11 protein-coding genes are annotated in these 10,359 nt (G+C 30.6%); 1 reads left to right on the forward strand and 10 read right to left on the reverse strand.

Annotation, left to right across the window (positions count from 1 at the left end; all coding sequences use genetic code 11):
- Window positions 1–1,580 (reverse strand): MucBP domain-containing protein (locus tag HCJ50_RS15430; RefSeq protein WP_187127563.1); only part of this gene is annotated, 1,580 nt, incomplete at its 3' end.
- A 334-nt stretch (window positions 1,581–1,914) separates the two neighbouring features.
- Between HCJ50_RS15430 and HCJ50_RS15435 the strand changes: the two genes are divergently transcribed.
- Window positions 1,915–2,703, forward strand: a complete 789-nt coding sequence (locus HCJ50_RS15435; protein ID WP_185348734.1) for an SDR family NAD(P)-dependent oxidoreductase — start codon at window positions 1,915–1,917, stop codon at window positions 2,701–2,703.
- Between the two features lie 366 nt (window positions 2,704–3,069).
- Here HCJ50_RS15435 and HCJ50_RS15440 read toward each other — a convergent pair whose 3' ends face one another.
- From HCJ50_RS15440 to HCJ50_RS15480, 9 genes are all read right to left on the reverse strand, one after another.
- On the reverse strand, window positions 3,070–3,486 hold the full coding sequence (locus HCJ50_RS15440; RefSeq protein WP_185348736.1) for a hypothetical protein: 417 nt from the start codon (window positions 3,484–3,486) through the stop codon (window positions 3,070–3,072).
- Window positions 3,487–3,489: 3 nt separating this feature from the next.
- Window positions 3,490–4,017 (reverse strand): LytTR family DNA-binding domain-containing protein, encoded by a 528-nt coding sequence (locus HCJ50_RS15445; RefSeq protein ID WP_185395464.1) that lies wholly within the window; start codon window positions 4,015–4,017, stop codon window positions 3,490–3,492.
- Between the two features lie 16 nt (window positions 4,018–4,033).
- Window positions 4,034–4,630 (reverse strand): ABC transporter permease, encoded by a 597-nt coding sequence (locus HCJ50_RS15450; RefSeq protein ID WP_311769599.1) that lies wholly within the window; start codon window positions 4,628–4,630, stop codon window positions 4,034–4,036.
- A gap of 129 nt (window positions 4,631–4,759) precedes the next feature.
- Window positions 4,760–5,635 carry an ABC transporter ATP-binding protein gene (locus tag HCJ50_RS15455; RefSeq protein WP_185348740.1) on the reverse strand — a complete coding sequence of 292 codons (876 nt, stop codon included), beginning with the start codon at window positions 5,633–5,635 and terminating at the stop codon, window positions 4,760–4,762.
- Window positions 5,636–5,648: 13 nt separating this feature from the next.
- Window positions 5,649–6,632 (reverse strand): hypothetical protein, encoded by a 984-nt coding sequence (locus tag HCJ50_RS15460; protein ID WP_185348742.1) that lies wholly within the window; start codon window positions 6,630–6,632, stop codon window positions 5,649–5,651.
- A gap of 4 nt (window positions 6,633–6,636) precedes the next feature.
- Window positions 6,637–7,446: a SagB/ThcOx family dehydrogenase gene (locus HCJ50_RS15465; protein WP_185348744.1), complete on the reverse strand. Its 810-nt coding sequence runs from the start codon at window positions 7,444–7,446 to the stop codon at window positions 6,637–6,639.
- A gap of 18 nt (window positions 7,447–7,464) precedes the next feature.
- Window positions 7,465–8,682 carry a YcaO-like family protein gene (locus HCJ50_RS15470; protein WP_185348746.1) on the reverse strand — a complete coding sequence of 406 codons (1,218 nt, stop codon included), beginning with the start codon at window positions 8,680–8,682 and terminating at the stop codon, window positions 7,465–7,467.
- A complete protein-coding gene (locus HCJ50_RS15475) occupies window positions 8,679–9,551 on the reverse strand; it encodes a hypothetical protein (RefSeq protein ID WP_185348748.1) in 873 nt (290 codons plus the stop codon). Before HCJ50_RS15475 ends, HCJ50_RS15470 begins: the two co-directional genes overlap by 4 nt.
- A gap of 637 nt (window positions 9,552–10,188) precedes the next feature.
- Window positions 10,189–10,344, reverse strand: a complete 156-nt coding sequence (locus HCJ50_RS15480; protein ID WP_390895378.1) for an IS3 family transposase — start codon at window positions 10,342–10,344, stop codon at window positions 10,189–10,191.
- Window positions 10,345–10,359: the final 15 nt, after the last annotated feature.

Consider the following 10,359-nt stretch of genomic DNA (forward strand, 5'->3'; position numbering starts at 1 on the left):
ACATCTTGACCGGCTACTGCTGCTTTTTCATACACATAAGTCACGGTTTGTGCTGTATCACTGAATGTACCGTTTGCGTTTGCTGGCGTTTCTTTTAGATTCCAACCGTCAATAGTTTTTGCAGTCGAAGTATATGCTTCACCTACATTTCCACTTAATGTGTCTGATGTAGCTAATTCATTGCCTGCTGTGTCTACATATTTAACCGTCACATCTTGACCGGCTACTGCTGCTTTTTCATACACATAAGTCACGGTTTGCGCTGTATCGCTGAATGTACCGTTTGCATTTGCTGGGGTTGTTTTCAAATTCCAACCGTCAATGGTTTTTGCTGTAGTGCTATAAGCATCCCCTACAACTCCGGTTATTGTGTCTGATGGAGCAAGTTCATTGCCTGCTGTATCTACATATTTAACGTTTACCTCACTAGAATTGGCAGCTAACACTTTAATTGGTTGTGTTACTTTAAGTGAGTAAGAAAAATCTACTCCTGCGGCTGATTGGTCTGTAGCTGCTATATTATACGTAGCATTGGTATCTGCTGTGATATTATCCCAAGAAACCGTTTTGGAGTCACTAGAAACTTGTCCTTCACTGGAGGCAGTTTGAATTGGCATGATTTGGCCATCTAGCCCTTTTGTCGGGTTCGTGGAAGTAGCAGTTTCCCCTTGTTTAATAGTAATTGTTGGTAAGGTAATCGTTTGGTTATTGATTTGTAATCCTTTATAGTCTCCTTCTTTTATCATCGAGTTAAACAAAGGATTTAATGCAGCTATGTCTACAATATGGTTAGAATCTGCATATAAAATTTTCATGCCTTCTAAAGCACTTAAGTCGTCCAATGAAGTGAGTTCATTCTGATTTAGATACAATATTTCCAAGTTATTCATATCTTCTAACGGAGCGAGATCTTGTACTTTATTATGGTTCAAATTTAATGTGTTAATCGTATCATTTCCACGTAATGGAGAAAGATCACTAACTTCATTCCAATTTAAATTAAGATATTGTAGTTTTGGCATTTTTGAAAGAATAGTAAGATCTGATATAGCTGAGTAATCGCTAGAAAGCCATTGGTGAGAATCATAACTAAAACGAGTTAAATTTTTCGCTTCTAATAGCGCTGAAAAATCTTGAATATAGTCTGCACCCAACTCTAAATCCTCTAATGCCGGAAGATTTTGAATGCCATCTAAACTTCTAAGGGAGGTCTGTACACCTGTAATTTTTTTTAAATTAGGTAGGTGGAGAATCGGGGTAAGATCACTCACATTACTCGATGAAAAATCGATTTGTGTCATATTAGTAGCATATTCCAAACCAGTTAGGTCCGAAACTTTTCCTGGGACATACGCATCGGCAGGGTTAGAGTAATTAATTTTTGCGATATCAAGTTGTGCCAAGTCTGCTTCCGTTAGTGACGTAGCAAACGGCTTTGTTAAGAGTTTTTTTAATCCTTCATAAAGATTTTGATCCGGTATATTGACCGTGTCAGTTGCGGCTGCTTGCGCATGAATTCCAGGGCTAACTCCAAAGGCCGTCAGGAAGCACACCAACATAATGATTGCTATTTTCTTCATTTTCTATCTCCTTTTGATAAGTTCTTCTCATTAATTCTTTAAAAGGATAACAGAACTTATACACAATCCTAGGGTTAAATATCACATAAATCATACTAAAATATGTCTTTTCATTGAACTTTATTCTATTTCCCCAAATATTCTCCTAAACTGCTGCCTTTAAGTATGCTCGAAAATCTCTAAGCGTTGCTTTTCAGAACCAGCTATTATATAATTCGCAAATACTAGCTGAAAAGTGCTTAACATTGTTACTTTTTAATAGAAGAAATACAATTAAATGGCTACACTTGCTAAAAAGTTGATTTTTTAAATGCGAAAATAGGAGAATGATAAAATGAATACTTTTTTAAGGAATAAGACAGTAATGATTACTGGGGCTTCGAGTGGTCTGGGGGTAGAAATTGCTAGACAGGTTGCCGCATCCGGGGCAAATGTAATATTAATGGCAAGAAGTACAGAAAAACTAAAGGTATTACAAGCTGAAATATCTGCCGATTTTGCTGTTGATGCAGAATATTTCACTCTAGATATGACCGACTTCGAACAAATAATGCAATTAAGTGAGAAAGTTAATCGAAACTTCCGAGTTGATGTACTAGTTAATTGTGCCGGTTTTGGCTTGTTCAAAAATGCTGTGGACATTCCATTTGATATTACCAATAAAATGTTTGATACAAATGTATTAGGCTTGATTCGTTTAACCCAATTGATTTTACCAGCAATGCAATCACGCCAAACAGGTCATATCATCAATATTGCTTCACAGGCTGGAAAGATTGCTACACCAAAATCTTCTGTTTACTCGGCAACCAAATATGCTATCATTGGATTTTCGAATGCACTACGGTTAGAAGTAGCATCTGATAACATTAATGTTACAGCGATAAATCCTGGACCCATTGCAACCAATTTTTTTGAGGTTGCAGATCAATCCGGAGAATATTTAGATTCAGTAGGAAGGTTTATATTAAAACCGGAACACGTAGCCAGAAGAACTGTACAAATTATGGGGAAAAATAGACGTGAAGTGAACCTTCCATTTATAATGAATATCGGCACTCGCATATATCAAATCATGCCAGCATTTATTGATTTTATTGGTAAGAGATCTTTTTTTAAGTAGCCATATTGGGAACATTTAGCCCTTGATGTAAGAAAATAAATGTTATATTTTCATCTGGCTGGGTTACCCGAACTCTGAATCTTACTTAGTTTATGACATAATAATATTAAGTAAGGTTCGAAAACATTGAAAAAAAGAGAAAACAAAAATTCGCCTTCTCTCTTAGAACGACAAGGTTTCTCGCTATTCACTCCAATTTAACTCAATGCCATTGAGTTAGATTGGGATAAAGGGGGCATATATCGTATTTCTATAAAAGAAACTTGTCCCTCCTTTTTAAAGCGATGGACTTTATCATGAACTTAGTCTCTTTATATGCGTATGCCCAAATGAAAGCTTCTTTCAAACTTTATTCGTATAAAACTTTTAGTCAAAATTATTATTCTTTTCGTTAGCTGCAATTAATATTTTCTTTTTTTTATCCAATCTTGACTGTAATGATTTACAATAAAAATTCCAGTAAACTAAACCGATAATAGTTAGGGGCAACCCTGCTATAATAAAATACCACATATCTATAATTTCTTTCCTTGTTAAGATACCATAAATCACCTCACAAGTTGAGCTAACTAAAAAAATAGATATGATTTGAATATATCCATTTCTATTAAACCACTTGGAGTAATTAACAATATATCTAATCGAATAGAACGCTATATTAGCAATTACAAAAAATATTAGTAAATTTATTAGTCCTTCTTTACCTGTGTCTAATAACATAAAATATAGATTATATATGGCCCCAATACCTATTATAACTACGCTACTTTTCAAAAAAACCATATTTTAATACTCCTCTAAATAGTTCAAAAAATTTTTCCTATATTTCCTATTTACTTCAAGGTCTTGACCATCTAATAGTTCAATTTGTAGTTTACTATTAATTAAAGGCCTAACTTTTCCGACAAATAAAATATTTATTACTGTAGATTTATTTATCCTAATAAATATTGGATTAAAATCTTCAATTTCATATAGCTTACATTTAATTAAATAGGCAGATTCTTGAGTGTACGCATAAAGTCTACTCTGAATTGCTTCAAAATAGTATATATCTGAGAACAATACTTTAGTTAATTCTCCTTGTCTAATTCCTTTTAATTGAATTCCATAAAAATTATTACCAACAGAGGAAACAATATATTCCTCTAAAAATCGAATTACATCCTCTTCTGAATAATTATTAAAAAGAAAAGTTGCATTTCTTTTTTTTGTTGTATCATTATTTATATGTAAATCTACAGGAACATGCGCCCATTTTACTAATTTATGTTTTATACTAGATTTTTCTGCACTGGGTGAATTATACTTCATATTACCTCCTACATATTCACTCTTTTCTTCTATTTGTCAGTAGGATATAGACAAGAAGAAATAGAGTGGCATATCCAATAAGAAACAAAAAATTAACAACTTCTAATTTTTTATCTGCTAATACTGTCCATCCCAAATTCGCATAATTATAAGATGGTAATATTTTTGCTATTTGCTGCATTGTTTCCGGCATCGCCTCTATAGGCATCCACAATCCTCCTAAAAACGATAGGAACAAATAAATAATTGTCCCAAATGGTTGAGCCAGACTCCCCATCTCTCCAACTAATAAGGCTAATAAGAGAAATGGTATACTCCCTATATTTAATAAAATACCTATCTCAATCATTTTATAGAAATCTATTGAAACACCATTATACAAAAAACCAATTACAAACATTAATACTGTAAACAAGATGGATATTATTAAATATGAGTAAATATGACTAATACCGTATTCTTTAGGACTAATCGGAGATACTTTTAAATAATCATACCACATTCCTTTTTTTTCATCAGCTATTTTTGTCCCCAAAAGATTTATTGCATTCCCCATAATGCCAAAAGAGATCATTGATACTAAAGAATATTCTCCCCATGGAATCCCGTTCACTGCAGCATTCGTTGCAAATAATTCATTATAAATAATATAGAAAAAATAGGTAAAATAATTATAAATGCTACATATTTTATATCTCTAAAGACTCTTTTAATATCTAAAGTGATTAACATGTATAGCTTATTATTCAACATTTTCAATCGTCTCCTTAAAGTAATTACTCAAATTATGTTCTATCTTTTCTAAATATGATATAGATATAGAATTTTCTTGCATAATAGTAATTACCTTATCTATGTTTTTACTATCAAAAAACAAATAATCAGCAGTCTCATTTACACTTAATAACTTAACTTGTTTCATAAAACTACTATTTAAATTGTCAGTATTGATCTTATAAAATGAATCAGTATTTATTGTTTTAATTAAATCTTTTTTATCTTCGTCCTTTACTATCTTACCATTGTGCAAAATGGCAATTCGAGTGCAAAAATCTTGCACTTCATCTAAATCATGGCTAATTAAAAGTACCGTTACTTTCCGATTAGTCACGGATGCTTTAAGATCTTCCCAAAAAGCTTCTTTTGAAACTATATCCATTCCAACTGTAGGTTCGTCCAATATTAATAATTTGGGACTATTTATAATTGATACAGCATACTGAACTCTTCTTTGTTTACCTCCAGACAGCTTATTACAAATTTTTTTCTTTTCATTTTGTAAGTTAAGTTGCGTTAATACTTCATCTACATCTCGCTTATCTTTTGAGTATACTCTTACTAAATTCATCCACTCTTCAACTGTTATTCTTTCTGGCATTGCTACTTCTTGAAGCATAACACCCACATCTTCTTTTAAATTAAGGTTTAAGAAAGTTTTTCCTGAATCAGGACTGATTAAACCAAGCAGTATTTTAATCATTGTGGTTTTTCCTTGACCATTTAATCCTAGTATTCCAACTATCTCCCCTTCATTTACTGTTATATTTATATTGTCAAGTATGTTTCTATTTTTATAACTTTTTGATATATTTTCTAATTGTAAGACCTTACTAGTCATTTGAACTACTCCTTCACATTAAACATTCCAATAATAAATCTTTTTGTTCATTTATGAACATCTTTACATCATTATCACTTATAGGAACATTATCTTGAATGAAGTCATTGGTGATATAGGTTCCGCATAAATCTTCCTTATATCGATAAATATCATCAGTAGTTTCGATTACTTTCGTCTCTTCTATTGTGTATGTAGCAATGATTCTTTTTAATGAATTAATAATTTCTACTGAGATTAATTCATTTGTTGATATGATCACAAATAATTCAATATATTTTTTATGGTACTGATTAAAAGCGATTGAATAATACGAACCAATTTTTCTAAAACTTTGAATAGAATGCGCTAAATAAGTTGTAAATACTTGTAAATGATATATATATGAATTTTTTTTTACTTTTTCTATCGGGATATTTAAATATAGATAGACATACTTTCCTTTTTGAAAAGATTTCATTCCACCACTTGAAATTGTTTTATAATTTGCATTGTTGGTGATACTAGAATACTTCCTAGCAACATCTGGAATACTTTGAATTTTTTCATTATCAGAAAAAATAACCAAAGATAAGTTAGAAAGCTCTTTTTTAAGAGACGTATTAAACATGTCCTTATCACCCAAGTATTCACCACTGGGAATATCACTATTTCGTATATCATTAAGAAGATTAGTTAAATTGCTATTGGTTAATAATAGTTCTTGATGTATCTCATTCATAGAAAAATCAAACTCTTCTTTTGTGAATTCTGACAATAAATTAACCCATGTGCTTTTCTCGAATAACATTTCTCCATTTTGAGGGATGTTTATCTTCATAAAGTCTTCTGTAGTATATCCATCAATGTCTTTAATTTGATAAATTTTTTTAATTCTATTTATAACGAGATGCTCCAATAAATGCAAAAAAACTTTATTTATTTTACTTGAATTGAAATTAAAGTATAAACATTCTTTTTCAAATTTTCTAATCCTAGGATATATATATATATTCACAATATTAGCTCCATTTCATGTCTTTGGTTATAAATAAGCAATTAACCAAACTTTCTTGATTCCCATCAATATTTAGCATTTTTTCCACTTCAAAATCATCCGTACCACCAATAAAAGTACTAACCAAATTATATTTAGTTGCCATTAAAGAAATATTTTGTGCAGCAGCTCCTGCTTCTAATAAGATGTACCTGTAAGCCCTTGTATCATACTTAAAGGTAGCTCTCTTAAAAATAGCAGTTGTAAAAAAGACTACTGAAGGAGACTCTAGGTTAGGCATCATCATGATATATTTTGATAAATCGAAAACATTCTCTTCTTGACTAATTAACTGAAGGCTATGTGCCTTAGGGCTATAATGATACAGACCTTTTTCTAACAAATCGGTTTTATTAAATATGATTGCATACATCTCTAAAGGATATAACGCACCACCAGATGGTACAACTCTTGTTCCTTTAGTATTACTTCCATAACTTGACCAAAATAAATCAGAGATAATTTGTTCATCAATATAACTATCTTCATTGGGAGTATGTACCTGTGACCTCCTGCCATTTAATATTTTTTGCAGGCTATTTTCACTTGGTTTCTTAAGCAGAGTTTCTTTTTGTAGCGGAAATTGTTTCTCCGGATTTTTTGTGGCCATAATAAAATTAGGACTGTTTAACATTTTTCTCGAGCGATACATATTTCCCATTAAATATTTTTTGCTGTGCTTAGTATTTTGATGATATAAATGTAATAATTCTGTATTACTTGCATATTTATCTGCATAATAATTACTTATCATTGTTGACTTAAAATCGTCCATAACTATCTTCCTTTCAAATCACGGGAACGGATGCGGTATTTTAGGTTGTTTTTTATTCAGCTCTTGTTTATCACGTTTGTTCATTTTGATTAAATTTCTATCTATTTCATCTAATCTTTCATCTTTTAGGAACTTTACAAAATCAGGCTCTATATCTAGCATTCCAGGTATAATAGTTTTCCCGACCAACCATGATGAATTCTTTAATTCAGGAGATGTAACATTAGCAAAATATATTTTCTTATTAATTTTGTTTACACATTTTATGAATCCACTTTTAATTAAGCCGTCATCTAACTCAATAGTTTCATGCGGTAACTCAAATTTTTTATTTTTTTTATTTAAAAATTCTAAATGCTGGCTCATGTTATCGCTCATATATAGCAATGAATGATCTTGATATTCTTTTATCAATGAAAAATCTAAAATATCTTTCTTTTCTTTTTTTAAAATTACTGCTGCATAACCAACTATACTTTGAGCTAATTCCAGCAAAGTCTTCTCACAGGCTTCTATCCATGTAAATCTTACACTTGCGGAAACTACGCACCCTCCATTTTCAAATTCAGCAACACCAAAAACAGCTGGCATTTCCCAATCTAATTCCATTCTATATAATTTAATTTTAATCCCATCACATTTTATATATTTTTTATAGTAAGTTTCCAACCGCTTACTTGATTTTATATCAATCTGCTGGAAGGTAAGTTGCCTTCTCCATATATACTGAAATGCATCCCTCTCAAATATTTCAGCAATTCCTTTCCACATACATTGATTTAAATTCGACCCACAAGCAGCGCCTGTCGATGTAGTTATCCATTTGCTTCCTTTTTCACTTCTATATGTTAGATAAATTGCATCGGCTGGAACAGACACATATTTATTCTTCTGGCAATCGTATGCCATTATCCATTGGTAATTATCCAAATTATCAGTAGCATCCTTATTAAAAATACTTGGATTTATCTTTTCTTCATTATTAATCTGAATTTCCTGATTTGGATGTAAACAAGAATAACGCTCAATGTATTCTCCAATTGCCGAATTATTTGCTTGAGATTTTGTAACGCCGGCTCCACTAGCATTAAAACCAGCAGTGGAGTAGTTACCGCCAAAAGCCATTTTCACATAGACTCTTGGTAAACCATAGTATGTAGGTAATGTATATATGTTTTTTATTAATCCATACTTTTCATCTAAGAAAGGCGACTCTTGTCTTTTAATTACTGTCATTGCAAACTCACCTCAAAAACTTGTTCAGTATCAACAGATTTTGAAAAGCAGACTTCACATTTAGGACTTTTAATAATATTTCTTTCTTCCCAATAACCTTCCAAAAATGAATACTCAACCGCTACTTGTGCAATTTCAGATTCCAAAGCTCCTTCATTTAACTGTAACTGATATTTCAATACTTGCGCCTCGGTAAAACTAATACATAAATTTAGTAACTTTTTTGGTATAAATTCTCTACTCTCTGTATCTGAATCATCAAACAAAGTTGTAATATTACCATAATAATTATTATCTGTCTCATGAATATTTTTGCACTTAAGACAGGAAGTAATGGTAGGAATTGTTTGCGGTCCCACAGAAAAGTTCATTTCTTCAACCAAAATAGAACAATAAGGTTTATTCATATAATATAATTTTCTATTTAAGTTTTTTTGCATTTTTCTATTGAATTTCCTTGTAATAATAATAGCGTAATCATAGTAAATTTCTTCTAAATTATTATTTAGTCCTACTAATTTATAATCAGATGGATAACTGTTCATATAATAGGATACCAAATCCTCGTCTCCCACCAACCCAACAATAAATTCATTTGATTTATTATTACTATTAATATTTAAACCTTCTTTTTTTAAAATACTATACATGGAATTATTGACTTCAAATATTCCAATACTTTTCAAAAACTCAATTAATTTTGCTTTCTCAACGTCTCCATCTTTTATTTCTAAGTTTCCGTTAGTAATTTCATTCCAAGCTTTTTTTGCGCAATTAATATTAATATCAGTAAACTGATATATATTTTCTTTATATTTGATATATAAAATATTATTTTCTCCATAGTGTATATCTATGTCAGTTCTCATTTTTATACTCCCTTCAAAAAAGCGAGAATTCGAGACAGCTAAATATTTCAATGTGTCTCGAATTCAGTCCCATAAATTTGTCATGAATTAACAGCAACAACAACATGGGCAACAACACAATGTCACGCTCCAGTTCATTTGTTCACTCGCTAAAAAATCTTCAGTTTCAAGTTTGGTTATTTCTATTTGAGCAAGCTTAGACTCCATTATTTTACACCTCCTAGTTTAAGAGAAATAAAATAGTATAAACAATTCCTGAAATTAAACCCAAAAATAAAAATAACGTTTTTCGATTAAATTTCAACTTTGTCATACCCCTCACCTCTCTTTTCATTCACTTCTTTTTAATTATATATTTAAATTTTAAAATTCAGAGTATAGTAATTATAAGTTACATATTTTTAGTAATAAGTTACATATTCTTAAAATCCACCTCCGTTTTATTACTCATATTTATTAACTATTAACAAATTAGTGTTAGCTTCAGATTCTAAACAAGTAATAGATTTACTACATAATACCGTTTTGTTGAAGAAAGTGATATTATCAATTGATATAACGTAGTTTCTAGATTTACTATTTTATAAATATTAACTAATATTCAAAATAAAAAGAGAAAACAAAAATGGGAATGCAACTATTTTTTGACACAATATAAAAAGAGCAACTCAATAAGCCATTTTTTTCGATAATCTATTGGCGAAAGATAGCCTAGTTTGACTAAGATTCGTTGATTGTTCCAAAAATAGATGTAATTCTCAACTATATCGATTACAATGTTATTAGAACCTATGGGTTCTTTATGAAG

The organism is Listeria immobilis, from assembly GCF_014322765.1.
Classification (GTDB): Bacteria; Bacillota; Bacilli; order Lactobacillales; family Listeriaceae; genus Listeria; species Listeria immobilis.

Excerpts from the sequence above, each read along its gene's own strand:
- HCJ50_RS15440 (WP_185348736.1), bottom strand. The coding sequence starts at position 3,486 with ATGGTTTTTTTGAAAAGTAGCGTAGTTATAATAGGTATTGGGGCCATA.
- HCJ50_RS15445 (WP_185395464.1), bottom strand. The coding sequence starts at position 4,017 with ATGAAGTATAATTCACCCAGTGCAGAAAAATCTAGTATAAAACATAAA.
- HCJ50_RS15435 (WP_185348734.1), top strand. The coding sequence starts at position 1,915 with ATGAATACTTTTTTAAGGAATAAGACAGTAATGATTACTGGGGCTTCG.
- HCJ50_RS15470 (WP_185348746.1), bottom strand. The coding sequence starts at position 8,682 with ATGACAGTAATTAAAAGACAAGAGTCGCCTTTCTTAGATGAAAAGTAT.
- HCJ50_RS15475 (WP_185348748.1), bottom strand. The coding sequence starts at position 9,551 with ATGAGAACTGACATAGATATACACTATGGAGAAAATAATATTTTATAT.
- HCJ50_RS15455 (WP_185348740.1), bottom strand. The coding sequence starts at position 5,635 with ATGACTAGTAAGGTCTTACAATTAGAAAATATATCAAAAAGTTATAAA.
- HCJ50_RS15465 (WP_185348744.1), bottom strand. The coding sequence starts at position 7,446 with ATGGACGATTTTAAGTCAACAATGATAAGTAATTATTATGCAGATAAA.